At 67.4% G+C, this 25406-nt stretch carries 19 protein-coding genes, 1 tRNA gene and 1 pseudogene; 10 read left to right on the forward strand and 11 right to left on the reverse strand.

Annotated features, from left to right (window positions below):
* Window positions 1-206: 206 nt before the first annotated feature.
* The 3 genes from NA10_RS16555 to meaB are packed head-to-tail and all read left to right on the forward strand — an operon-like array spanning window position 207 to window position 5412.
* Window positions 207-2066 carry a methylmalonyl-CoA mutase family protein gene (locus tag NA10_RS16555; protein WP_067568734.1) on the forward strand — a complete coding sequence of 620 codons (1860 nt, stop codon included), beginning with the start codon at window positions 207-209 and terminating at the stop codon, window positions 2064-2066.
* Between the two features lie 2 nt (window positions 2067-2068).
* On the forward strand, window positions 2069-4321 hold the full coding sequence (scpA, locus tag NA10_RS16560) for a methylmalonyl-CoA mutase (RefSeq protein WP_067568735.1): 2253 nt from the start codon (window positions 2069-2071) through the stop codon (window positions 4319-4321).
* Complete coding sequence (gene meaB / locus NA10_RS16565) at window positions 4318-5412, forward strand: methylmalonyl Co-A mutase-associated GTPase MeaB (RefSeq protein WP_084514796.1); 1095 nt, start codon at window positions 4318-4320, stop codon at window positions 5410-5412. The genes scpA and meaB overlap by 4 nt, the downstream gene beginning before the upstream one ends.
* A gap of 639 nt (window positions 5413-6051) precedes the next feature.
* Here meaB and NA10_RS16570 read toward each other — a convergent pair.
* Window positions 6052-6198: a hypothetical protein gene (locus NA10_RS16570; RefSeq protein ID WP_157556558.1), complete on the reverse strand. Its 147-nt coding sequence runs from the start codon at window positions 6196-6198 to the stop codon at window positions 6052-6054.
* 195 nt (window positions 6199-6393) lie between these two features.
* Here NA10_RS16570 and NA10_RS16575 point away from each other — a divergent pair, with 195 nt between their 5' ends.
* The 4 genes and pseudogenes from NA10_RS16575 to NA10_RS16590 all read left to right on the forward strand — a co-directional run bounded on the left by NA10_RS16575 (window position 6394) and on the right by NA10_RS16590 (window position 11737).
* Window positions 6394-7713, forward strand: coding sequence for a TetR/AcrR family transcriptional regulator (locus NA10_RS16575; protein ID WP_084514798.1), 1320 nt, complete (start codon window positions 6394-6396; stop codon window positions 7711-7713).
* On the forward strand, window positions 7713-8651 hold the full coding sequence (locus tag NA10_RS16580) for an SDR family NAD(P)-dependent oxidoreductase (RefSeq protein WP_084514800.1): 939 nt from the start codon (window positions 7713-7715) through the stop codon (window positions 8649-8651). Before NA10_RS16575 ends, NA10_RS16580 begins: the two co-directional genes overlap by 1 nt.
* Window positions 8641-10284: an AMP-binding protein gene (locus tag NA10_RS16585; RefSeq protein WP_067568738.1), complete on the forward strand. Its 1644-nt coding sequence runs from the start codon at window positions 8641-8643 to the stop codon at window positions 10282-10284. The genes NA10_RS16580 and NA10_RS16585 overlap by 11 nt, the downstream gene beginning before the upstream one ends.
* Window positions 10281-11737 (forward strand): annotated as a pseudogene (locus tag NA10_RS16590) (flavin-containing monooxygenase). Before NA10_RS16585 ends, NA10_RS16590 begins: the two are co-directional and overlap by 4 nt.
* On the opposite strand, the gene NA10_RS36790 reads toward NA10_RS16590, so the two are convergent.
* Entirely contained in the window at window positions 11734-11874 is a 141-nt protein-coding gene (locus tag NA10_RS36790) for a hypothetical protein (protein ID WP_157556559.1), read from the reverse strand. The pseudogene NA10_RS16590 and the gene NA10_RS36790 overlap by 4 nt on opposite strands.
* 495 nt (window positions 11875-12369) lie before the next feature.
* On the opposite strand from NA10_RS36790, the gene NA10_RS16595 reads away from it, so the two are divergent.
* Window positions 12370-13851, forward strand: a complete 1482-nt coding sequence (locus NA10_RS16595) for an MFS transporter (protein WP_067568739.1) — start codon at window positions 12370-12372, stop codon at window positions 13849-13851.
* Window positions 13852-13857: 6 nt separating this feature from the next.
* On the opposite strand, the gene NA10_RS16600 is transcribed toward NA10_RS16595, so the two are convergent.
* The 4 genes from NA10_RS16600 to NA10_RS16615 form a co-directional block, all read right to left on the reverse strand.
* Window positions 13858-14511, reverse strand: coding sequence for a response regulator (locus NA10_RS16600; RefSeq protein ID WP_067568740.1), 654 nt, complete (start codon window positions 14509-14511; stop codon window positions 13858-13860).
* 75 nt (window positions 14512-14586) lie between these two features.
* Entirely contained in the window at window positions 14587-15462 is an 876-nt protein-coding gene (locus NA10_RS16605) for an amidohydrolase family protein (protein WP_067568741.1), read from the reverse strand.
* Window positions 15459-16484, reverse strand: coding sequence for a nucleoside hydrolase (locus NA10_RS16610; RefSeq protein ID WP_067568788.1), 1026 nt, complete (start codon window positions 16482-16484; stop codon window positions 15459-15461). The genes NA10_RS16605 and NA10_RS16610 overlap by 4 nt, the downstream gene beginning before the upstream one ends.
* 41 nt (window positions 16485-16525) lie before the next feature.
* Entirely contained in the window at window positions 16526-17737 is a 1212-nt protein-coding gene (locus NA10_RS16615; protein WP_067568742.1) for an FAD-dependent monooxygenase, read from the reverse strand.
* 103 nt (window positions 17738-17840) lie between these two features.
* Between NA10_RS16615 and NA10_RS16620 the strand changes: the two genes are divergently transcribed.
* Entirely contained in the window at window positions 17841-18413 is a 573-nt protein-coding gene (locus NA10_RS16620) for a TetR/AcrR family transcriptional regulator (RefSeq protein WP_067568743.1), read from the forward strand.
* A 6-nt stretch (window positions 18414-18419) separates the two neighbouring features.
* Here NA10_RS16620 and NA10_RS16625 read toward each other — a convergent pair whose 3' ends face one another.
* Both NA10_RS16625 and NA10_RS16630 read right to left on the reverse strand, forming a co-directional pair.
* Entirely contained in the window at window positions 18420-19949 is a 1530-nt protein-coding gene (locus NA10_RS16625) for an MFS transporter (protein WP_067568789.1), read from the reverse strand.
* A 181-nt stretch (window positions 19950-20130) separates the two neighbouring features.
* On the reverse strand, window positions 20131-21504 hold the full coding sequence (locus NA10_RS16630) for a CoA transferase (protein WP_067568790.1): 1374 nt from the start codon (window positions 21502-21504) through the stop codon (window positions 20131-20133).
* A 33-nt stretch (window positions 21505-21537) separates the two neighbouring features.
* On the opposite strand from NA10_RS16630, the gene NA10_RS16635 reads away from it, so the two are divergent.
* The gene (locus NA10_RS16635; protein ID WP_067568744.1) at window positions 21538-22305 is read left to right on the forward strand and encodes a thioesterase II family protein; all 768 of its coding nucleotides are present in this window, start codon (window positions 21538-21540) and stop codon (window positions 22303-22305) included.
* A 1-nt stretch (window position 22306) separates the two neighbouring features.
* Here NA10_RS16635 and NA10_RS16640 read toward each other — a convergent pair whose 3' ends face one another.
* The 3 genes from NA10_RS16640 to NA10_RS16650 form a co-directional block, all read right to left on the reverse strand.
* Window positions 22307-23080, reverse strand: coding sequence for an O-methyltransferase (locus tag NA10_RS16640; RefSeq protein WP_067568745.1), 774 nt, complete (start codon window positions 23078-23080; stop codon window positions 22307-22309).
* Between the two features lie 614 nt (window positions 23081-23694).
* Window positions 23695-23768 (reverse strand) — tRNA-Ile (locus NA10_RS16645).
* 306 nt (window positions 23769-24074) lie between these two features.
* On the reverse strand, window positions 24075-25406 hold the full coding sequence (locus NA10_RS16650) for a fatty acid desaturase family protein (RefSeq protein WP_067568746.1): 1332 nt from the start codon (window positions 25404-25406) through the stop codon (window positions 24075-24077).

The raw sequence follows: 25406 nt of genomic DNA on the forward strand, positions 1-25406 counted from the left end.
ACTCCGGTTCGCGGGGCCGCGGGGGCGTTGTTGGCGCATTGCCAGGTTACCGGCGGGTAGTGAGAGTCAATGGACGGGAATCACAATCGTCCCGCTAGCATCAGGGGAAAGACGAGGAATGCTCGTTAACCGAAATGACCTCTGAGCAGTGCGGATGTACTACAAACCGGTCGTTTGGTCAGTGAGTGGAAGAAGGAACAGCAGCTATGCCGATTGCTTCAGACCCGGACACCGATCCGGTGCCCGGGTACGCCGCCTGGCGCAAGGGTGTTGCCGGAGTGCTGGCCAAGGCCCGCAGGGTCGAGGTCTCCGAACTTCCGGACGAGCCGGAGAAGCTGCTCGCGGTCACCACATATGACGGCCTGACCGTCAACCCCCTCTACACGCGTCGCGATGAGCTGCCCGAACAGCCGCTGCCGGGCGCTTTCCCGTTCGTGCGCGGCGGTGACGCCACCCGCGATGTACACCGCGGCTGGTTCGTCAGCCAGCGCTTCGGCGGATCCGACGGGGCCACTGTAAACCGCCACATACTGGACGCGCTGGAAAACGGCGTGAGTGCGGTGTGGCTGGGCGTCGCCGACCGCGGCGTACCCGTGGATCAGCTGCCCGCGGCCCTGAACGGACTGCTCTTCGAACTGGCCCCGCTGGCCCTGGACGCCGGTCCCGCCGCGGCGGAGGCTGCGGCCCAGCTGTTCTCGGTACTCGACGGCTACGAGGTCGCCGACCGCACCGGAATTCGCGTCTCCCTCGGCGCGACCCCGCTGACGAGTCTGTTCGCCGGTTCCTCCGCCCTCGACCTGGACGGGGCCGTCGCCCTCGCCCAGCAGGCCGTGGCGCGCCCGGAGAGCATTCGCGCGATCACCGTGTGCGGCATCGCATTCCACAATGCCGGCGCCTCCGCGGCCCAGGAGCTGGGCGCGGCCGTCGCCGCCGGACTCGAATACCTGCGCGCGCTCACCGACGCGGGCGCGGATATCGCGGATGCCCTGGACCAGTTGAGCTTCCGCTTCGCGGCCACCGACGACCAGTTCGAGTCGATTGCCAAATTCCGTGCCGCCCGCCGACTCTGGGCGCGCGTGGCCCAGGTGGTCGGCGCACCCGACTACGGCAATGCCCCGCAGCAGGCGGTCACCTCGGCCGCCATGATGACCCAGCGCGACCCGTGGGTGAATATGCTGCGCACCACCCTCGCGGCCTTCGGCGCGGGCGTCGGCGGCGCGGATATCGTCACCGTCCTGCCCTTCGACGACGCCCTGCCCGCCGGGGAACTCGGTGTGTCGCAGGCGTTCACCGAGCGCATGGCCCGCAATACCCAGCTGCTGCTCCTGGAGGAGTCGCACCTGGGTCACGTCCAGGACCCGGGCGCGGGCTCCTGGTACGTCGAATCGCTCACCGAGGAACTCGCCGCCAAGGCGTGGGAGTTCATGCGGGAGATCGAGGCCGCGGGCGGTTACCTCGCCGCACTACAGGCGGGTCTGCTCGCCGAGCGCATCGAGGCGACCCGCGTCCAGCGCGATTCCGATGTGGCGCACCGCAAGTCGGCTGTCACCGGCGTCAACGAATTCCCGAACCTGAGCGAGGAGCCGCTGTCCGAGGCTGCCCGCGCGGCTGCCCCGATCGCCCGCTACGGCGCGGCTTTCGAGGCGCTGCGCAATCGCTCCGACGCCTACCTCGCCGCCAATGGCGTGCGCCCCAAGGCGCTGCTGGTGCCGCTGGGCCCGGTCTCGGAGCACAATGTGCGGGTCACCTTCACCGCCAACGTATTGGCCTCGGGCGGTATCGAACCGATCAACCCGGGCGTCCTCACCGCCGACGGAATCGGCGCGGCGGCAACCGAATCCGGCGCCACCGTCGCGGTGCTGTGTGGTTCGGACCCGCGCTACGGCACCGATGCCGCGGCCGCCGTCGACGCCCTGCGCGCCGCCGGCGTGACGACGGTACTGCTGGCCGGAGCCGAGAATGCGGTAGCCGACCTGACCGGAGCGCAGCGTCCGGACGGATTCCTGACGGCACGGATGGACGCGGTGACGGCACTGTCCGGCCTGCTGTCGAAGCTGGGAGCGTAGCGATGAGCGATATCAAGCATCTGATCGGCAGTTTCGCCGAGGTTCCACTCGGCGAGCCGGAGACCGCGCCCATCGAGGCGGCGCAGGTCCAGAAGTTCGTGGCCGAGGCCGCGGCGGCGAATCACTATGCGCCCGAACAGCTCACCTGGGCCACGCCCGAAGGTATCGACGTGCCACCGGTATTCACCAAGGCCGACCGCGATGCCATTGTGGCCGAGGGTTATCCGCTCGACACGGTGCCGGGTATCCAGCCGTTCCTGCGCGGTCCCTACCCGACCATGTACGTGAATCAGCCGTGGACCATTCGCCAGTACGCGGGCTTCTCCACCGCCGCGGACTCCAATGCCTTCTACCGCCGCAACCTGGCCGCGGGTCAGAAGGGCCTCTCGGTCGCCTTCGACCTGGCCACCCACCGCGGCTACGACTCCGATCATCCGCGCGTCACCGGTGACGTCGGCATGGCCGGTGTCGCCATCGACTCCATCCTGGATATGCGGGAACTGTTCGATCAGATTCCGCTGGACCAGGTTTCGGTGTCGATGACCATGAACGGCGCGGTGCTGCCGATTCTGGCGCTGTACGTCGTGGCCGCCGAAGAGCAGGGCGTCAAGCCCGAACAGCTGGCCGGAACCATTCAGAACGACATTCTGAAAGAGTTCATGGTCCGCAACACCTACATCTATCCGCCCAAGCCCTCCATGCGGATCATCTCGGACATCTTCGCGTACACCTCCGCCAAGATGCCCAAGTTCAACTCGATTTCCATCTCCGGCTACCACATTCAGGAAGCCGGAGCCACGGCCGACCTGGAACTGGCGTACACCCTCGCCGACGGCGTTGAATACATCAAGGCCGGTATCGAGGCGGGTATGGAGGTCGACAAGTTCGCCCCGCGCCTGTCGTTCTTCTGGGCCATCGGCATGAACTTCTTCATGGAGGTCGCCAAACTCCGTGCGGGCCGCCTGCTCTGGAGTGAACTGGTCGCCAAGTTCGAGCCCAAGAACGCGAAATCGCTGTCGCTGCGCACCCATTCGCAGACCTCGGGCTGGTCGCTGACCGCGCAGGACGTGTTCAACAACGTCCCGCGCACCTGCGTCGAGGCCATGGCCGCCACCCAGGGGCACACCCAGTCGCTGCACACCAACGCCCTCGACGAGGCCCTGGCGCTGCCGACCGACTTCTCCGCTCGGATCGCGCGCAATACCCAGCTGCTGATTCAGCAGGAGTCCAACACCACGCGTCCGATCGACCCGTGGGGCGGCTCCTACTACGTGGAGTGGCTGACCCATCAGCTCGCCGAGCGGGCCCGCGCCCATATCGCCGAGGTGGAAGCGCACGGCGGTATGGCACAGGCGATTTCGGAAGGCATTCCGAAGCTGCGCATCGAAGAGGCCGCCGCCCGCACCCAGGCGCGCATCGATACCGGCCAGCAGGCCGTGATCGGCGTCAACAAGTACCAGGCGGTCGAGGACCAGGAGATCGAGGTCCTCAAGGTTGAGAACTCGCGCGTGCGGATCGAACAGAACGAGAAGCTCGTGCGCCTGCGCGCCGAGCGCGATACCGCCGCATGCGAACGCGCCCTGGCCGACTTGACCCGTGCCGCGGCTTCTTCCGAAGGCGGTATGGAGAACAACCTGATGGCCCTGGCCATCGCCGCCGCCCGCGCCAAGGCCACCGTCGGTGAGATCTCCGACGCGCTGGAGAAGGTGTACGGCCGCCATCAGGCCGAAATCCGCACGCTCTCCGGTGTTTACCGCGAGGAGGCCGGCAAGGTGAGCAATATCAGCAGGGCCATCGAACTCGTCGACGAATTCGCCGAGGCCGAAGGCCGCCGCCCGCGCATCCTGGTCTGCAAGATGGGCCAGGACGGTCACGACCGCGGCCAGAAGGTGATCGCCACCGCCTTCGCCGACCTCGGTATGGACGTCGATGTGGGCCCGCTGTTCCAGACCCCCGAAGAGGTGGCCCAGCAGGCCGCCGACAATGACGTGCACATTGTCGGTGTGTCCTCGCTGGCGGCGGGCCACCTCACGCTGGTGCCCGCCCTGCGGCAGGCACTGGCCGATGTAGGTCGCTCCGACATCATGGTCGTGGTCGGCGGGGTCATCCCGCCCGGCGACTTCGCCGAACTGTACGAGGCCGGCGCGGCGGCGATCTTCGCCCCCGGCACCGTCATCGCCGATGCCGCCATCGACCTGATCAAGAAGCTGGCCGATTCGCTGGGCCATGAGATCGGCACCGGCGCGGCCGAATGAGCGACGCCGTGCGCCCGGCCGCGGGTGAACCCCACCCGCGACTGGGCACCACCGCCGGAGTGGGCGGGACCGGGGGACCCCGGCCCGCCGCTCGCGCCGCCCAACGCACCATCGATGTCGACCAGCTCGCGGCCTCCATTCGCGCGGGGGAGCGGTCGGGTCTGGCGCGCGCCATCACACTGGTCGAATCGAATCGCGGCGATCATCGCGAGCTGGCGCAGCAGTTGCTGCTGCGCCTGACTCCGGCGGCCGACGCGGTCGTCTCCAATCGTGTGGGCATCACCGGGGTTCCGGGTGTGGGCAAGTCGACCTTCATCGACTCGCTCGGCATGTCGCTCATCGAACAGGGGCATCGGGTGGCGGTGCTGGCGGTCGACCCGTCCTCCACTCGCACCGGCGGTTCCATCCTGGGTGACAAGACCCGAATGGCCCGACTCGCGGTCGAGCGCAACGCTTTCATCCGGCCGTCGCCCACCGCGGGCACCCTCGGCGGCGTGGCGAAAGCGACCCGCGAAACCATCGTGCTGCTCGAGGCCGCGGGCTACGACGTCATCCTGGTCGAGACCGTGGGTGTCGGGCAGTCGGAGGTCACCGTCGCCAATATGGTCGACGTATTCTGCTTCCTGACCCTGGCCCGCACCGGAGATCAGTTGCAGGGCATCAAGAAAGGCGTGCTCGAGCTCGCCGATCTGGTCGCGGTGAACAAGGCCGACGGCACACACGAACTCGAGGCCAAGGCCGCCGCCCGCGAACTCGCCGGCGCCATGCGCCTGATCCACCCGCGCGATTCCCTGTGGCACCCACCGGTCATCACCATGAGCGGACTCAATGGTGTTGGCCTGGACAAGTTCTGGGATACGGTCCGCACCCATCGCAAGGTGCTGACCGAGGCGGGCGAATTCGCGGAGAAGCGCCGCCGCCAGCAGATCGACTGGACCTGGACCATGGTCAACGACAGCCTGCTCCGCCGACTCTCGGACAACCCGAACGTGAAATCCGTTCGTGCGCAAGTGGAGAAGCAGGTCCGGGACGGGTCACTGACCCCCGCCCTGGCCGCCGAACAACTGCTGCAAGCCTTCGATCGGCACTGACCTCGGACCGCGGCGAGCACGGTCACGCCCGGTCCGGTGAGGTCGTCGGAGACGGCCCGCCGAGATGTAGAGCGCGACACCGCGCAAGCGCTCGGCGTCGACGACCGGATCATTCGCGATCCAGGCGGGGTCACCCGGTGACCACATATTGTCCGCGTTCGCCCCGAACAGTCGCGGCTCCGACCGCGCCATCGCCCGCGCGAACGCGTCATTGGTGCGCGTGCACCCACTGAATGCCCCACCACCTGATATCGGCCGGGTGCCTGATGCGCCAACGCCGAGGCCGCCGACATCGATGTCCCCGCAACCGCATTGCGGCCGGTCAACCCACCGCGGACCCAGCACCGGGATCGGCCTCCGACGTTCCCGGCATCAATACAGTTATCAGAACGGACAGGATGATCAGGACTATCGACCTGCGGCGCATCACTGGATTATTCACCCGCTGCCACCGTATTCCCGTGATCAGCGCGCGAGCGTCGCGTCGGAATCCGCTCGCGTATAGCCCTTCTCGAGTGCCACTGGCTATTTTTCGCCACCCAGTGCGGCGACATGATGCCGCCAATGAAGATCGGAGAGGATTTCGAACTGCTCGAACTCGAAGACACCTCACCGGTCGCCCGCGAATGCCGAACCGCGTCAGACCCTGTTCGATTTGTCGATGAGCAGGAAGGATGTGGCGACTCCGGCGGCGACGACGAGTGCGTAGTGCCCCGCGGTCGTGGCGTAGTGGAAGGTCGATACGACGGCGATGAGCGCCATGATCAGGAACAGGTTTCGCTTCACGGTCGCTCCCTCGGCAGGTTCCCAGATTACCGGCTGAACGCTCTTGAACCACAACGGAATTCGGTCGAATGGCAGTAATCGGTCACCGGAGGGTCGGGGGATGGGCAGCGGATCTGCCCTTGGTGATGCGCTGGGACGCCTTCAGAGACCGGTGGACTTCGGATACACTCTGTATTTGTAGCAAAAATCGTTTCGGTGGCAGCTCAGGAGGCCCGCGTGGCGCGTCCCACCAGATCCGAGAATCGGGAGCGGACGCGGTCGGCGATCGTCGGCACCGCGCGGGAGCTCTTTCTCGCCCACGGGCTGGCCGGGGTGCCGATGGAGCGCATCGCCGAGGAAGCCGGATACACCCGCGGGGCGGTGTACTCGAACTTCGGCGATAAGGCCGAACTCGGGGTGGCCGTGCTGGAGGGCGTCTACGCCGAGCGCCTGCGGGATGCGGGCGCGGCCGTCGCGGGAGCGGCCGATGCGTCGGAAAAGCTTGCGCGCCTGCGGGAATGGGCCGACCGGGCGCTCGGCGACCCGGCCGTGACGCTGCTGGAATGCGAGGTGGTCGCGGCCCTGCGGCACCGGGATGCGCTGCGCGAGCGCCTGGCGGCCTCGCTGCGCGCGGCGCGGTCGAGTTTCGCCGCCCTCGTCGGCCCGGAAACGCTCATCGAGGCCGTGTTCGCCCTGGCCATCGGCGTGGGCGTGCGGCGCGCGGTCGATCCGGCCGACCCGTCCGCCGTCCTCGGCGCTGTGCTCACCGCGATCGGCGCGGACGGGCGGCCCGGAAATCAGTTCTTGAATTCCGTTCAGAAACCTGGATATCCTGCCGTCGTGCAGGAAGTTGAACGCGATTCAAAAACTGGTTCGGGGGGTCCTTCCGCGAACCGGCGCGGACAACGCTCCCGCGGCACGATCCTGGCCGCGGCCCGCGCGGCCTTCGCGATCAAACGCTATGACGAGGTGTCGATCGCCGATATCGCCACGGCCGCTGGGGTGGCCGCCGGATCCATCGGCTATCACTTCGGCGGCAAATACGAGCTGTATCTCGCGGTGCACGAGGCCGTCTTCGACGACTTCTGGGACCGGCTCCAGCAATTGCGCGGCCCGGCCATGGAACGCCTGATCGGCGGCTTCGGCATCTATCTGGATTTTGCGCAGCGGGAAGGTCTTTCGTTCGTCATGACACCCCGCACCGGGGTCGACGAGCGATTGGCCGCCCAGCATCAGGGCCACCGCGACCGACTGACCTCGGCCCTGCTCACTGAAATCGTCTCCAGCGGAGACGGTTCGGCGCTGCGCATCGCCATGGACGGCTGGCTGGCCTTTGTCGAGGGCGCGACCGCGCGCTGGCTCAATGAACCCGAGCGCAATCGGGAGCACCTTCAGAGCCTGGTGCTCGCCGCCGGATTCGCCACCATCCAGACCGCCCTCGCGCTGGATCCCGGCATCACTCTCACCTCCAGAACCATTGCGGCGCTGCTGGATATCGATCACGCGCGCCGACCCGAACGAAACGAGACCAGCTAGTGGATACCGTCCACCGCCCGTCCAACGGGCTCGCCGCGGGACCGATCGGTCGGGCCGCGGCCCGGCTCATCGGCCCGCGCGGTATCGCCGATCCGGCGCGTCTGCGCCGGGAGGTCGACGGCAAGATCGCCGTAATCACCGGCGCGTCACACGGTGTGGGCGCGGAGTCGGCCCGGCTGCTCGGCGCGGCCGGGGCCACCGTGGTCCTCGGGGCCCGCTCCATGGACGAGCTCGAGGCAATCGCCACCGAGATCAAGGCCGCCGGCGGCACGGCCGTGGCCATCCGCCTGGATTTGGCCGATCCGGCGTCGATAACCGACTTCGCCGACGAGATCCTGCACCGGTTCGGACGGGTCGACTACCTGGTGCACAATGCCGGGAAGTCCCTGCGGCGATCGATTCACCTCTCCTACGACCGGCCCAAGGATCTGACCGCGACCGCCGGCGCCAACTATCTGGGCCCGATGCGATTGACACTGGCCCTGCTGCCGAGCATGCGGGCGCGGCGCAGCGGGCACATCGTCAATGTCTCCACGGTCGGCGTACTGTTCCCGGTCGCGCCGAAATGGGGTTTCTACCTCTCCTCCAAGGCCGGGTTCGATGTCTGGATGCGCGCGGTCGGCATGGAGGCGCGACCCGACGGGGTCACCCTCACCACCATCTACGCCGGGCTCATGCACACCCGGATGAGCGCGCCCAGCCGCTGGATGTCGGCGCTGCCCGGTCAGACCCCCGCCGAGGCCGCGACCGTCATCGCGCGGGCGCTGATCGCCAAGCCGCGCTTCATGATTCCCGCCTACGGCTACCTCACCTCGGCGGTGGTGCCGCTGGCCAGGGTTCCGCTGGAGATCGCGTTCACCAGCGTGTACCGCCGCCTCGGCGATACCGACGCCGCTCTGCGCGCGGTCAACGGCACAGGGTCGTGCGATGCCGAATAGCTCCGTAATCGGCTGGCGCACAGCGCTCTCCGCCATCACCACTTCCGGTGCGCTGCGACCGGTCGGGCCGCGCGCGGCGCTCTCGATCGCGCGTGCTTACCACTCGTACGGTCGATCACTGGGCCTGCTCGTCGCGGTCAGCGCGGCGCGTCATCCCGATCGAATCGCACTGATCGACGATCTCGGCGCGGTGACCTACCGCGATCTGGTGCGGCGCTCGGAGACCATCGCCGGTGCGCTGCACGCCATCGACCCCCGGCTGCGCTCGATCGGGATCCTGTGCCGCAATCACCGCGGCTTCGCCGAGGCCGTGATCGCGGGCAGCCGCCTGGGTTGTGAACTGGTCTTCCTCAATACCGAACTGCCGCCCGTGCAGCTGGCCCGCATTCTCGAACGGCACCGGCCCGAGGCGCTCATTCACGATGACGAGTTCCTCGGCGCGCTCACCGAAACCGGCTATACCGGGACACGGGTGCGCGCCTGGTGCGAACCGGATACGGAATCGGCGCTGCCGACGCTGGATCAGCTGGCCCGCCAACGACATTCGGCACCGCCGCCGGTGCGACGCCCGGTCCGGATCACCCTGCTCACCTCGGGCACCACCGGTATGGCGAAGGGCGTCGGCAGAAATGTCGGCCTGCGCCCGGCGTTGGAGGCCGCCGCCTCGCTCGCCGCCGCCAGCCGCCTGCGGCGTCAGGATGTGGTGGTCGTGGCACCGCCGTTCTTCCATGGATTCGGCGTCGCCGCGCTCGCCGGACAATTGGCCTTGGGCGCGACCGTCATCGCGCGCCGCCGCTTCGATCCCGAGATCACCCTGGCCGATATAGAGCGTTATCGCGCAACGGTTTTCATCGGCGTGCCGGTGATGATCCAGCGCCTGACCGCGGTGCCGGACGATATCCGCCGCCGCTACCGGACCGGCTCACTGCGCTTGGCCTTGACCGGTGCCGCGCCGATCCCACCGGCGGTCATCGCCGCTTTCCTGCGCGACTTCGGCCCGCTGCTCAACGGATACGGCTCCACCGAGGCGGGCGTGGTCGCCCTCGCCACCCCGGACGATCTGGCGTACTCCCCGAAGACGGTGGGCCGACCCATTATCGGCGTGAGCGTGCGAGTCCTGCGTGCGGACCGCACACCCGCGGCTACCGAGGAGACCGGTGCGATCTTCGTCCGCGGCGGAATCGGATTCAGCGGCTACACCGCCGATCCGACCGGATCGGCACCGACCAAGGAGATCGTCGACGGCTACGTCAACACCGGCGACATGGGCCACCTCGACACGCACGGGCGGCTCTATATCGACGGCCGCGACGACGAGATGATCGTCTCCGGCGGCGAGAACATCTACCCGCGCGAGGTGGAGAACGCCCTCGCCGAACATCCGGCCGTCACCGATGTCACCGTCATCGGCATCCCCGACCCCGAGTACGGGCAGGTGCTGCGCGCGTACATCGTCACCGGCGCAACCGAACCCGCCGACGACGAACTCAAACAGCACGTCCGCGACCGGCTCGAACGCTACAAAACGCCCAAACAATTCATTCGCCTGGCCGAGATTCCGCGCAACCCAAGTGGAAAAGTGCTGCGGCACCGGCTCGACGACCACCCAGCCCCCCGACAGGACCGGCCATGACCCTCGACCGCGAACCGGAAGTACTCATCATCGGCGCCGGAGTCGCCGGTATCGCCACCGCTGTGACCCTGCGGCAGCACGGATTCGAGAACTTCACGATTCTGGAGAAGGGCTCCGACGTCGGGGGAGTGTGGCATTGGAACCGGTACCCGGGACTCACCTGCGATGTGCCGTCGAACCTCTACCAGTTCTCCTTCGCCCCGAAACCGGACTGGCCCGGGGTATTCGCCGCGGGCGAGCAGATTCAGCGGTATCACCGCGAGGTGGTCGAGCGCTTCGACCTGGCACCGCGGATCGAATTGAACGCCGAGGTCGTCGATGCCGAATTCGATTCCGGGCGTTGGCGAGTCACGCTCGACGATGGGCGCGAGTACACCGCCGACTTCCTGATCGCCGCCACCGGTGTGCTGCACACCCCGAATACGCCGGACATCCCGGGCCTGAACCGATTCGCCGGGGAGATCGTGCACACCGCGCGGTGGGATGATGCGGTCGAAACGGCTGGAAAGCGCATCGCGGTCATAGGATCCGGCTCGACCGGTGTGCAGATCGTCTCCGCGCTCCAGCCCACGGCCGCACACCTGACCCAGTTCGCCCGCACCCCGCAGTGGGTGCTCTGGGCTCCGATGAACCTACCGCAGCCGCGCATCGTGAGCGCCGCGCTGCGGGCCGCACCGGCGGTGAATGCCGCGCTCTACGACGGATTGCTCTGGGGCTCGGGGATTCTCGCCGATATCGTGACCCGGCCGAGCTGGCGGCGCTCGCTCGTGCAGTCCTATGCCCGGCTGTGCCTGCGCGTGCAGGTCCGCGATGCCGAACTGCGCGAGAAGCTGACCCCCGACTATCAGCCGCTGTGCAAACGCCAGGTGATCTCCGGCTCCTACTACCGGGCGATCCAGGCCCCGAACGCGGAGCTGGTGACCGAGGCCGTCACCGAGATCACCGAAACCGGTATCCGCACCGCCGACGGCCGCGAGCACGATATCGATGTCCTGGTGCTGGCCACCGGTTTTCAGACCCACAACTACATGCGCCCGATGCGGCTGCGCGGCCGCGACGGCCTGACCCTCGACGATGCCTGGAGCAAAGGCCCCCGCGCCTACGCCATGACCGCGATTCCGGGCTTCCCGAACCTGTTCACCGTGCTGGGCCCGAACTCACCCACCGGCTCCATCTCCCTGCAGTACTCCGCCGAACTCACCGCCCGCCACATCGTGGAATGGCTGCGGCGATTCCGCACGGTGACCTGACCACCGTCGAAGTCACCGAGGAAGCCACCATCCGCTTCAACGACGAAGTAGCCGAAGCCCTCGGCCCCACCGTTTGGAATACCGGCTGCAACTCCTGGTACTTCACCGAAGGCGGAGCCATCGACCTGTGGCCCTTCAACCGCAAGAAGATGACCGACATCCTCACCCACCCTCACGACGAGGACTTCCTCATCACCCGCTAGTGCGGGCGGGTCGAGCTGATCGGGGTATCGGCGATCAGGTCCCCGATCCATCCCGTCCACTGATCGGGCGCGGCGTCCGGCGCGCTGTGCCCACCGGGGATGACGACATCGTGGACGGGCGTGCGCAGCGCGCACATCTGGGGCGATCGCCTCGGTCGACCACGCGGTGCTCACGGGTTTGTCGTCGTCACCGCGCATGATGTACACCGGCAGCGTGGTCGCCGCCTTCGGCAGATCGGTGCGTGCCTCGAAGTCCGCGGCACCTGTGCGGCGGCGTCATCGGTGAACCGTGCCTCGGCGGGTGTGGCGGCCATACCGAGCGCGAGATCGGCGGCGCCCTGCTGTCCGGTGCACTGTGCCGCCAAACGCGGGGCTCCCCGGAATCACCGGAGCCCCCGCACCCCGTCGGGGCCAGCACCGCCACCACAGCCACGGCAATTCGCGCTCGCATGCCGCCCCTCGAGAGTCGGACCTGCTCACTACCCACCCGAATATGAACGACCTGCTCCACCGAACACGTGCGCGGGGCACGTCGCCGCGCCCTGAACGGAACGGTGGTGAGGTGGTCGAGTCCATACAGCCGGATTCCGGGCACTGCCGCCGGGGAGCGCCGCTCTGTAGGGTCGGCTCTCATGATCGTCTCCGCGGCCGGGCCCGCGACCATCGGACAGGAACGGGTTTGGGGCGCACCCATATTCGTGCTCGGCGGGCTGCAACTTCTGGTGGTGTTGGACGGGACGGTGGTCGCGCTCGCGCTGCCGAATATTCGGCGGGCGCTGGGGTTGTCGGAGGCGGGCGGTAGTTGGATCGTCACCGCGTACGTGCTGGCGCTGGGTGGACTCATGCTGCTGTGCGGACGGCTGGGGGACACCTTCGGGCGCAAGCGGGTGTTCACCTTCGGGGTCGGCATGTTCACGCTCAGCTCACTGCTGTGCGGAATCGCTTGGGACCCGGCGGTTCTCGTCGGGGCACGGGCCCTCCAGGGGATGGCGGCGGCTATTGCCGCACCCACCTCGATGGCCTTGGTGGCCACCACCTACGCGCCGGGCAAGGCGCGGAGTCAGGCGTTCGCGGTCTTCGCCGCGCTCACCGGGGTCGGATCGGTCGCCGGGCTCATCGCGGGTGGCGTGCTCACCGAGATCTCCTGGCGGCTGGTCTTTCTCATCAATGTGCCGATCGGGGTGCTGGTGACCGTCGGCGCGCTGGTCTGCCTGCGCGAATCGACCGGTGCGCGCACCGCGCTGGATGTGCCCGGCGCGATTCTGGGCACCCTGGGCGTGACCCTGGCGGTCTTTGCCTTGAACGAGGCCGGGAATGGGCTGACCCGCCCGCTGGTGACCATTCCGGCGATCGCGGCGGTAATTCTGCTGGCGGCCTTCGTGGTGGTCGAGCGCCGCGCCCCGAATCCGCTGCTGCCATTCACGCTGTTCCACAATCCGAATCGCGTCGCCGCGCTGGTGGCCGTCGGGCTCTCCGGGGCGATCATGATGTGCCTGTCGGTGTTCATCTCCATGTTCCTGCAGGGTGTGCTGCACTATTCGCCCTTGCAGAGCGGTATGTCCGTTCTCCCGTTCGCGGTGTCGCTGGCCATCGGTGCGACCATGTCGTCCCGACTTGCGCTGCGGGTGCCGCCCCGCTGGCTGGTACTGATCGCGTGCGCGGTCATTCTCGCCGGATGCGTCTACGCCGCAACGATTGTCGACACCCGCCCCGCCTACTTCCCGGTCATCGTCATCGCGGCCGTGACCATCGGTTTCGGCTTCGGCTTCGCCGTCATCCCGCTGACACTGTCCTCCATCGCCGGTGTGCGCCCGGCCGATATCGGCCCGCTCACCGCACTCGCCCAGGTGGCCCAGAGCCTCGGTGGCGCACTGGGTCTGGTGGCGGTGGGGGCCGCCGTCTCGGCGCGCGTCCGTACCGAGGGCGGCACCACCGACCCCTCGGCCCCGGCCACCGGCTCCCAGGTGCACGCCCTGGCCATGGGCTACGGCATCGCCTTCCTCTGCTCGGCCGCCATTGCCGCCGCCACCGGCCTGGTGGCCCTGCGCATGCGTTTCACGCCCGAGGACATCGCGGAGGGTCAGGCCGCGCAGCAGTCGGCCAATGCGGGCTGAATCGACTCACTTCGCCCGACCGGCGGCCGAACCCGAGCGCAGGCGCGATGCCAGCACCGCGGCCTGGGTGCGCCGCTCCATCCCGAGTTTGGCCAGCAATCGAGACACATAGTTCTTGACTGTCTTCTCCGCCAAGAACATTCGTTCGGCGATCTGCCGATTGGTGAGTCCGTCACCGAGCAGATCGAGCAGTCGCCGTTCCTGATCGGTGAGCCCGGCGAGCGGCCCGTCGGGCCGGGTGCTGCGCCGCAGCCGTTCCATGAGCGCCGCGGCCGCCCGATTGTCCAGCAGTGATCGTCCCGCCCCGACTTCCTTGATGGCGCGGGCCAATTCCATCCCCTTGATGTCCTTGACCACATATCCGCTGGCCCCGGCCAGTATCGCGTCCATCATGGCCTGTTCATCGGTGAACGAGGTGAGGATCAGGCACCGCAGATCGTCCAGTTTGTCGAGCAATTCGCGGCACAGTTCGATGCCGTTGCCATCGGGTAGTCGCACATCGAGCACCGCCACATCGGGCCGCAGCGCGGGAATCCGGGCCAGCGCCTGGGCCACATCCCCGGCCTCCCCGACAACGGTCAACTCCGGATCGCCCTCGAGAAGATCGATCAGTCCGCGCCGCACGATCTCGTGATCGTCGACGAGAAAGACGTTGATCATGGCCCGTCCAATCTGTCGGGGGTCCCGCGATCAACATAGCCCCGGACGCGCCGCCCGGGGATGGCCCAAAGTCCCTTATTCGAGCCCGAAAACCCGCGCGGCATTGTGATGGCACACTTGCCGCAGCCAGTGGTCGCCGAGTTCGAGCCGCTCCAGCGAGTGCAGGGCGTGCCCGTAGGCGTACGGGATATTGGGGAAATCGCTGCCGAACAGAATGCGATCGCCCAGGTCCCGCAGCCGCGGACGCTCATGGACGGGGAACGGGTCGGCGGCCTCGAAGAAATCGGTGAAGTTCATGGTGGTGTCGAACAGCACCTCATCGTAAGTCTCCGCCAGATCCAGGAATTCGCTGTATTCGGGCGCGCCCATATGCGCGATCACCAGGCGCAGCCGCGGAAACCGGCGCAGCAGTTCGGCAATCGGCTCGGGACCGGTGAATTCCCCTGCCGCGGGACCGGATCCGCAGTGGATGACGATCGGCGTGCCCGAGTCCTGGAGCATGCCCCACACCTCGTTGAGCAGCGGATCACCGGGGTGGAAATGCCCGACCTGCACGTGCACCTTGAAAATGCGCGCACCCGCGCCGAGCGCGGCCTGGACGTAACTGTCCGCGCCGTGTTCGGGATAGAACGTCGCGGTGTGCAGGCAATCCGGTGTGCGCGCGGCGAAATCGGCCGACCACTCATTGAGCCAGGCCGCCATATCCGGCCGATGCGGGTACACCAGCGAGGTGAACGCGCTCACCCCGAAGCCGCGCAGGGTCTTGAGCCGCACCTGCTCCTCATCGCGATAGGTGATCGGCCATTCCCGATGCCCCAGCAGCGGTCCGGCGGAGTCGAAGTACCCCCACACCTTGCGCAGCACCTGCTCCGGCATGAAATGCGTATGCACGTCGATGATCGACGGGAGTCCGAGCCGAGCCCGGAATGCGGTCACAAACGCCTCGCTCATGCGCCGGCCTCCGGATACACGGTGCGGGCGTAATCCCCGACCCGGCTGATCAGCCGCTCGAAGAACACCTCCGGATCGGTCCCGATCACGATGTCGGCGTTGGGTTCCCGCTCCCACATCCCCGCCCAGTCCGCGACGGTGGTGGCCCGGGTGATGATGCCGGCCAACTCCACATCGACGGTCGCGGGCTTGGTGACCGCGAGCGCGTGGTCCAGCGCCACCGCCGCCGCGAACGGATCGTGCATATGCGCCAGATACCCCTGGTCGTAGAGTTTGTGGAAGTCGAAGTAGAACCGGATCGCATCGGTCAGGAAGCGCACCAGCGGATTGCTCGCCGCCGACCGCGCCTCGGGCGGATCGGTCTCGCGCACCAGCTCGACGGGCGTACTCCCGGCCCGTTCCGCAAGCAGCGCAAGGTGTTCGGGCCGCATCTCGATGGTCTCGGTGATATCCAGAGCGCACACGATCGGCCGCCGGTCCGCGGGCGCGGCGGAGAAGGCGTCGAAGACCTCCTTGGCGGCCTCGGGGTCCACGTGCACATTCCACTCATTGGTGGGCGTGGTGTTGCCCGGATGGTTGAACGCCCCGCCCATGATCACCAACCGCCGCAGCAGTCGCGGCAGTTCGGGCTCGATGCGCAGTGCCAGCGCCAGATTGGTCAGCGGCCCGGTGCACAATCCGACGACCTCACCCGAATGCTCGCGGACCAGATCCACCCACAGCCGCGCGGCCGTCCGCTCCGACAATGCCCGGGCGGAGACCGGCAGCTCCGCATACCCCACGCCCTGGGGTCCGTGCGTGTCCTCGGTGGTCCGCAGCGGAATCGCCAGCGGCTCCGCCGCCCCGAGCGCCACTTCGAGCTCGGGGGCCCGGCACAGATCCAGCAGGGCGAGATTATTGGCCGCCACCCGGGGCGCGGGCACATTGCCCGCGCTGGAGGCGATTCCGATGATCTCGGCCTCGGGGGAGGCCAGGAGGTAGAGCAGTCCCAGGGAGTCATCGATGCCGGTGTCGTTGTCCATGATGATCTTCTGCCGCACCGTTCGAGCCTAGACCCGCGTGTTCAGTAGGTCGGCAGCACGTAGTCCTGGGTGGAGTCCAGCATCTTCATCATGATGGGGCGGAACAGCTTGGTGGTCATGAGTCTGCCGACCTGCTGCATCATCTTGAGCCCGATCTTGGAGGTCGGGAGCATCAGCTGGATGCCGCCGCCCGGGATCTCCTTGGCCTTGTCCAGGAAGGGGGTCACCTGCTCCTGATAGCGCACCAGCGCCGCGTCCAAATCGGCGGGGGTGGCGGCGATTTCACCGGCGAGCAGGTACGCCCCCACAATCGCCATGGCCGTGCCCGTACCGGTCATCGGCGAACCGCAGAAGCCGGAATCACCGAGCAGGACCACCCGGCCCTGGAACAGCGAGGGCATATCGACGCGCACCAACTCGTCGAAGTAGAAGTCCTCGGCGGTCTCCAGGTGCGAGAGGGCCTCGGGCACCACCCAACCCGCCTCGGCGAGCATGTCGCGAATCAGCTTGTGCTGGGCCGCGATATCGCCGCGCAATGCCGGATTCTGCTCGGTGCGCAGGGTGAGAATCGCCTTGGAGGTGGCGGGATCGTAATCGGGCCGGACGCCGAGTGAGGCGCGCGGCACCACGTGCATGGACATCCAATCCTGCTCCGCGCCCGCGGGGGTGGGGATGGTGTAGAAGGACATGTAGCCGCCCAGATAGGTGGTGAACTGCTCCTCGGGTCCGAAGACCAGTTTGCGGGTGCGCGAGTGCACGCCGTCCGCGCCGATCACCAGGTCGTAGCGTTCGCTCGTCCCGGAGTGGAAGCCGACGGTGACGCCCTCGGAATCCTGATCGATGGTCTCGATCCAGTCGCCGTAGCGGTAGTCGAGATCGCCCGCGGTTCCGGCGAGTTCGGTGAGCAGCACGTCATTGAGGTCGCCGCGGGTGATCTCGATATCGGCGACCGGGCCCTTGCCGTCGAACATCTCCATCGACATGCGGTAGACGGGGGAGCCGTCGGCCTTGACGATGCTCATGCCCTTCTCGTGCAGCAGGTGTTTGGTGATGCCCTCCATCAGGCCCATGCGCTCGGCCACCTCGCGACTGGGACCGCGCAGGTCGACGGCCTGGCCTCCCGGCCGTGGGGAGTCCGCCCGTTCGACGACGGTGACCGCGATACCGGCCCGAAGCAGTTGCAGGGCAACGGAGTTCCCGGCGATGCCGCCGCCGGCGATCAGGATGCGGAGGGTGTTGGCGGTGGTGCTCATGATGTCTCCCGTGTGGTGAAGTACGTTCGTCTAAGACATATGTCTAACAGACTTTGGCACGTGTGTCTAGAACATTTGTCTAAGACGCTGGTAGGCTGGGTTTATGGGAAATCGAGAAGACCTACTGACGGGTGCTCGGAAGGCCATCCTGGAGCGCGGCCTGGCCAAGGTGACCGCCCGCGATATCGCCACCGCCGCCGGTGTCAGCCTCGCCGCCATCGGCTACCACTTCGGCTCCAAGGACCACCTGGTCATGCAGGCGCTCACCGAAGGCGTCGGCACCGAGATCGGTGATGCGATCGAGCAGGCCATCAAGGACGCGGCACAGGGGCGCTCACTCTGGGACGCGGTCGGCCCCACGTGGAACGGCCTGATCGATGTCATCCAGCGCAATCGCGACAATCTGCAACTGAGCCTGGAGAACGGCATCCAGATCGCCCGCGATCCGGAAATGCAGCTCTTCATGGCCGAGGCCACCGGCCAGGCATACGACGATATGTCGCGGCACGTGCGCGAGGCGCACCCCGATCTCACCGAAGCGCAGTCGCGTGCCGTGGCCAAAACGCTGTTCGTGCTCTTTCAGGGCATGGTCATGCAGTGGATGATCGCGCCGACCGCCGATCTGCTCGACGGCGACGATCTCGCGACCGCCATCGCCGCCATCCGGGGGATGTAGACGGACTCAGTTCGCTTCGATATGTCGCAGCCGCACCAGCGCGGCGACCGCCAGCAGCAGCGCCGCCACGGCGGCGATGGCGGAGGTGAGATGCATACCGGTGAGGAACGCGTGCTTGGCCGCCTCGGCGACGGCCTCGCCGAGCTTGCCGGGCAGCGCGTGCGCGACCTCCATGGCCGCGCCCAGCGTGTCCCGCGCGTTGTGCACATCGGCATCACGCAAACCGTAGGGGAGCGTATCGGCCAACTGCCCGCGATACAGTGCGATGCTCAGACTGCCCAGCATGGAAATACCCAGCGCCCCACCGAATTCCGCACCCGTTTCGGCCAATCCCGAGGCGGCTCCGGCCTGTTCGGGCGGCGCGGTGCCGACGATCAGCTCGGTGGTGATGCCGAAGACCGGGGCCAGCCCGAACGACACCAGCAAGGAGGCGGCGATGGTGATTCCCACCCCGCCCTGTTCGGTGACCCGGGTCAGCAGCAGCAGTCCGGCCGCCGCCATGGCCATGCCCACCCCGATCAGATAGGCGGGCCGCACCGCCCGGCTCAATCGGGGCGCCAGCTGCGAGCCGATCATGAAGCCCAATCCCGCCGGGATGGTGGCGATTCCGGCACGCAGCGGTGACATGCCCAGCACCAGCTGGAAGTACTGGCCGACGAACAGGAAGTACCCGAACGCGGCGAAGATCGCGACCATATTGATGGTCAGCGCGATGCGGAAACTGCTCAGCCGGAACAGGCGCAGATCCAGCATGGGATCGGCGGCGGTGAGCTGCCGGCGCACGAAGGTGGCGCCGACGACGATCCCGGCCGCCACCGCGCCGATGGCGACGGGTACCGGCCCGTCCTGGGCGACCTTCTTCATACCGAAGACCACGAGCAGGACCGCGCTGGTGCACATCAGCGCGCTCAGCAGATCGATCTTGCCCGCGTTCGGATCACGGAACTCGGGCAGCACCCGCGGGGCCAGAATCAGCAGCAGCGCCATGACCGGCACCGCGAGCAGGAATACCGAACCCCACCAGAAGTGCTCGAGCATGAGCCCGCCCGCGAGCGGTCCGATCGAGCCGCCCACCGAATACGACCCGACCCACACCCCGATCGCGACCGAGCGCTGACCGGGATCGGGAAACATGGTGAATATCAACGAGAGTGTGGACGGTGCGAGCGTTGCCCCGGCTACCCCGAGCACCGCGCGGCAGCCGATCAGCACCGGAGCCGAGGGCGCGAACGCCGCGATGAGCGAGACCGCGGCGAAGGCGGCCGCACCGGCCATGAGTAGTCGCCGCCGGCCGATCCGATCGCCGATGGTGCCCATGGTGAGCAGCAGACCCGCCACCAGGAAACCGTAAACGTCGATGATCCAGAGCAATTGGGAGCTGGTCGGTCGCAGCTCCGCGCTGATCTGGGGGACGGCGAGATGTAAAACCGTCAGATCCATGGAGTACACCAGACAGGCCAGCGCGAGTACGGCCAACCCCGCCCATTCCCGGCGACCCACTCCGCGGGTGGGATCTACCGCTGCGTTGGTCAGCAGGGGGCCTGGTGTGTCCACGATGACTTCCTCCATCCGCACGCCGACGCAAGTGCCGACAATATCGATGTCGGTCCCAGCATCTCACTTATTAACGACACAAAAACGATATGGACGAAGGGAATTCGCACTATTCGCGGATGTGTTTGCGGGTGTGCGTGCAGGCGATCGTGAACCCGGAAACCTAGTGAAAACCGGCCGGTCGGAGTGTCCAGTTCGGGCCATGTGTTCCGTACTGCGAAGCGGGCCAGGGGTAATCCGGATATTCGCTGAGCGCGGGCGCGGCCGTCACCACCCCGTCATGCTCGACCGTGTACTCAGATCCCGGGATATTCGCCGGTCCGTGCTCCGGAGCGCGGCCGGGCGCGCGCAACAGCCAGGATGCGGTGCGGGCCAGCGCAACTCGCACATCCCGGCCCAGCCCGTCCTGTTCGCGGGCGGTGAGCGCGTCCAGCACCCCGGCGGCGAGCAGATACCCGCTGCCGTGGTCCAGCGCCTGTGCCGGGAGTGCGCCCACCGGGGACGCATCCTGCGAATTTCCCAGCGTGCCTTCGATCAGCGAAATTCCGGATGCGGCCTGCACAATACTGTCGAAACCGCGTCGTGCCCCCCAGGGGCCGCGCTCACCCCATGCCGAAACCCGGCCGTGCACAATTCCTGGCCGAATTTCTGCCGCATGTACACCGAGTTGTTCCAAAGCGCCCGGTCGGTAACCTGTTACGAGCACATCCGCGGTGCGCAATAGCTCGGTGAAAACGGGTAGTTCGGTTCGCAAATCCAAGAGCGTGGAGTGCTTGCCCTGACACGTGTCGAGGAACTGCCACGGAATCTCCGGCAGCTGTGGCGGATCCACCCGCAACACCTCCGCACCCAGCAGGGCGAGCGCGCGCGTCGCCACCGGACCGGCGATCACCCGGGTCAGATCCAGCACCCGCACACCGCGTAGCGGCAGCATCTGCGTTGCGGCGGCTGGGGATTCGACCGGTCCGCGATCCGCGCGCGGCTCCACCGCCACCAGCGGTCCGTCGGCCGCGGCCCCGCCCTGCGGGCTGTCGGCCCACTCCCGCTCGGTGCGCACCCGCACCGCGATGGCACCCGATACGCCCGCCCGATCCTCGATCTCGGCCGCGGGGAGCTCGGCCATCCGCGCCACGGCGGTCGCGCGCTCGGCGTCGGCGGGCAATCCGAGTACGGTCAGCAACCTTTCGCGGTGATGCGAGTAATTGGCATGCGTTCGCACCCAACCGTCCGCGGTCGGGAAGAAGCCCGACAGCTCCGCGAAGGCATCCGGGGGCGTGCCGTCGACGCGGAACAACCGCTCACTCGAGAACGCCGCGGCGACCCGGGCCGGATCCAGGACGCTCTCGAGCGGTGTGAGCCCGTGCGCCACTCGCCGCCGATCGGCCGCCGCCGCGAAACTCGCCACCGCACCCCCGGCCAGCGACCACACCGGCAGCGTCGCAGCCAAATTCGTTCCCGGATCGAGGGCGGGCATACTCGATCCGGAGATACCGACCCCGGACTCGTACTCGCGGACCAGCGCTTCGTAGGCACTCATCGGTCCGACCATAGTCGTCGAAGGAGCATTGCTGTGGTGGCACCTCTCACCGGCACCGACTGGCTGCGCGCCCTGCGCACCGACGCCGACCCGCGCGCCGTACTGGTGTGCTTCCCGCCGGGCGGCGGCTCGGCCGGTGCGTACCGGGCGCTCGCGCAGCGGTTCGGGGCGGGGACGGCGGTCTTCGCGGTGCAGTATCCGGGACGCCAGGATCGTATGGGGGAGCGGCAGATTCCCGAACTCACCGAACTCGCCGAGCGGACCGTGCGGGAAATGCTCAACTGGCCCGCCACCACACCGGTCGCCATCTTCGGGCACAGCATGGGCGCGACCATCGCCTTCGAAGCCGCTCGCCGCTGGGAGGCCGCCGGTCGCACCCTCTCGCATCTGTTCGTATCCGGCCGCCCCGCACCCGATTTCGCGGAGCCGGGACGCCTGCACCTCGAATCCGATGCCGCGCTCATCGATCAGCTGGAACTGCTGGGCAATGACCCGGCGCTGCTGAGCATGCTGCGCGAGGACGCCGGATTCGCGGATCTGGTGCTGCCCGCGGTGCGCAACGACTATCAGGCGGTGGAGACCTACCGGTATCAGCCGGGCGATCCGCTGCGTGCGCCGATCACGGCGCTGATCAGCACCTCCGATCCGACGACCACGGTGCGGCAGGTGGGGGAGTGGGCCGCGTACACCAGCGGGGGCTTCGACTCCGCCACCTTCCCCGGCGGGCACACCTACCTCGACACACCCGAAAACACCTCTGCCATAGCGGATCTGGTGACCGATCGGCTGCGTGTCGGGTAGTTCAGCCCAGGTACTCGGACTCGAGCACGAGATCCTCGAGGATGGACTGATACTCCACATGGGTGTTGTGCTCGACGGTCCGCCAGCTCCTGCCCTCCTCGGCCTTCATGTAGGCGCGATAGTCCGGGACGCCGGGTACGCGGACATTGTCCGCGACGACCACGGTTCCGGGGTGCAGCCATCCGGCGGCGAGGATCGTCCGCAGATCCGCCAGATAGGCCTTCTTCGCGTGGTCGAAGAACATGAGATCGACCGTGCCGGAGTCGAATCCGTGGTCCAGCGCGAGCCGGTGCATGGTCTCCCCGCCGTCACCGATCGTCCCGACGACCACGCTCACCCGATCGGACAGCCCCGCGTGCGCGATGATCGCCCGCGCCACTTCGGCATTGGCGGCACTGAACTCCACCGACACCAGCCGCGCGCCCGGCTGCAGCAGCCGCCCGATCCGCACCGCGCTGTACCCGCAGTAGGTTCCCAACTCCAGCAACAGCTTCGGCCGCGTCCTGCGCACCGCCGCGTCCAGCAGCAGCCCCTTCTCATCCCCGACATTGACCAGCATGCTGCGGGTACGCGCGAATTCGTCGACCGTACCGAGCACACTCTCCGGATCCCCGGCCCTGGCGTGCGTGAGCACATATTCCCGTGCCGCCGCCTCACGCCCATCGCCGACCTGCCCCGTCCGCTCGAACCGCCGCAGCCCGATAGCCAGCCGGGCCATGGACCACAGCTGATTCCCCCGCCCCCGAACCGTCGCCCCGATCCCCTTGCCGCCCATACCGTCTCCCGTACTCGCAGGATGAACCGTCGCCGAGATTATCCCCGGACCCCACGCCGACCGCGCATCGCCAGACCGCGATTCTCCGGCGTCTGAGGTAAGGCCCCGGGCACTCCAACCTCGGCAGCGACCCAGATCCGTAATCCGCCGATTGGCGAGCACCCATGACTAACGGCTGCGGCCAAGTCTTCGCCTCGCTCATATCCGACAAATGCTGCGCCCCGGCCACGGCAGGGCGACCGTGCTCGAACACTCCGCCCACGCATCCTCGGCTGCCATCCCCTTCGACCACGGATCACAGCGTGACACGGCGAGATCGCTACGGTCAGCCCGTGGTGGACCAAGAGCCGCGGCATTGGCTGAGCATCAACCCATGCCGACAAAGATTGCGCATCGCAATATCAACTGGCCGTGTCCATCCAGTTCCGGACGTCGGACCCACACACCCTGGGCCACCGCCGAGCTCGAAGTCTCCGATCCCGGCCGAGCGGAACCGCTCCGATCGGGTTGCGCAGGTTCTTCGGAGGGTGAACAGCGAAGGCGACCCCACCGAGGACGGCTCTGCTGCGGCCTACGCATTGGAAAGGACGGGCCGAGGTTGCACCGGTTTCGAGTACCCCCGGCGGGGCTTGAACCCACGACCTTGACGTTATAAGCGTCCTGCTCTAACCGGCTGAGCTACGGGGGCATGTGCACGACGAAGCCCCGGGGCGGGTGGCCCCGGGGCTGGGTATGCACTGACCCAGCAGCTCGAGCATGAGGGCAGTATGGCATCGGCCGGTGACAGTGGGCCAGTGGGTCGCGGTGCCACCCGACACATCTTCGGCGTCCAAAACAGTGACACGGCTTGGCATCTCCGACAAATGTCCACCGGACACGCCCTGTGACTACCCCTAATCGGCATCGGGCCCTCTCGGCACTGATGAGCCGGGTTGCGGAAACGCACCCTCCTGCCGCGACCCGGGTGTCCCGAAACGCACCGCCAATCTCATTCTCACGCTTTATCACCGGCCGGTATCCGGTTGCGGAAGCGGTCGGATTCGCCGGGGCCGTTCGGCGTGAACGGGTCGGATTCGCGGTGGTAGGGGCCGGGTTTCGGGCGGGGTTCGCCGCCGGGGAAGGCGAGGCGGGCGATGGTGCGGTGGACCATGGCCCACTGGCGGGTGAGGGGGCCGGAGTTGTATGGGAGTTGGTAGCGTTCGCAGAGATCTTTGACCCGAGGGGCGATTTCGGCGTAGCGGCTGCTCGGCATGTCGGGGAACAGGTGGTGCTCCACCTGGTAGCCGAGGTTGCCGCTGATGATGTGGAACAGGGGGCTGCCCTCGATGTTGGCGGCGCCGACCAGTTGCCGGGCGTACCAGCCGCCGCGGGTCTCGTTGTCGACCTCGTCTTGGCTGAAAGTGTAGGTCTGGTCGGGGAAGTGGCCGCAGAAGATGATGGCGTGCGCCCACACGTTGCGAATGATGTTGGCGGTGAACGTCGCGGCGACGGTGGCCAGGAAGGTGCGTTCCATTCCGGGGAGCAGCCTGTCGAGCAGGTGTGCGGTCGTGCCGATACGGCGCTTGCCGCTGATTGCCTCGAGCCCCTTGCCGATTCGTGAGGTCGAGGGCTGTGGCAGTCGCCCGCGGAGTACGAGCTGGGCCGCGCCGAACGCCGCCGCGCTCACCAGTGGCCAGCCGAGGTAGTCCTTGGTGATCTGCGCTCGCGCTTTGCCGGCGATGCCTTTGAGGTCCCGCCAGACCTCGGCCATCGGTTTGTCCCCGGCGCGGATGGCCTCGATGTCCAAGTCGTGCACGGCCACTCCCCATTCGAAGAAGGCCATGAGCAGCACGTTGTAGAACGGCTGGGCGAGATAGACGGGACTCCACTTCTGGTTCGGGTCGATCCGCATGATCTCGTAGCCGAGATCCTTGTCCTTGCCACGAATATTGGTGAAGGTGTGGTGAATGTAGTTGTGGGAGTGCTTCCATGCCTCCGCGGTGGAGGCGGTGTCCCAATCCCACACCGTCGAGTGGATGTCGGGGTCGTTCATCCAATCCCATTGGCCGTGCATGATGTTGTGGCCGATCTCCATGTTCTCCAGGATCTTCGCCATGCCCAGGCAGGCGGTGCCCGCCAGCCAGGCCGGGGGAGAGATCGAACCCAGCAGCAGTGCCCGGCCCGCCACGGCGAGCTGGCGCTGGGTGGTGATCACGGATTTGATGTAGCGGCGGTCGCGATCGCCCAGGTCGGCGTAGACCTCGGCGTGGATGGCGTCGCATTCCTCGGCGAGCTGTTGCAATTGCCGATCACTCAGGTGCGCAAGGGGATTGGGTGCGGTCTTCAT

Source organism: Nocardia acidivorans NBRC 108247, from assembly GCF_001625085.1.
Lineage (GTDB): Bacteria > Actinomycetota > Actinomycetes > Mycobacteriales > Mycobacteriaceae > Nocardia > Nocardia acidivorans.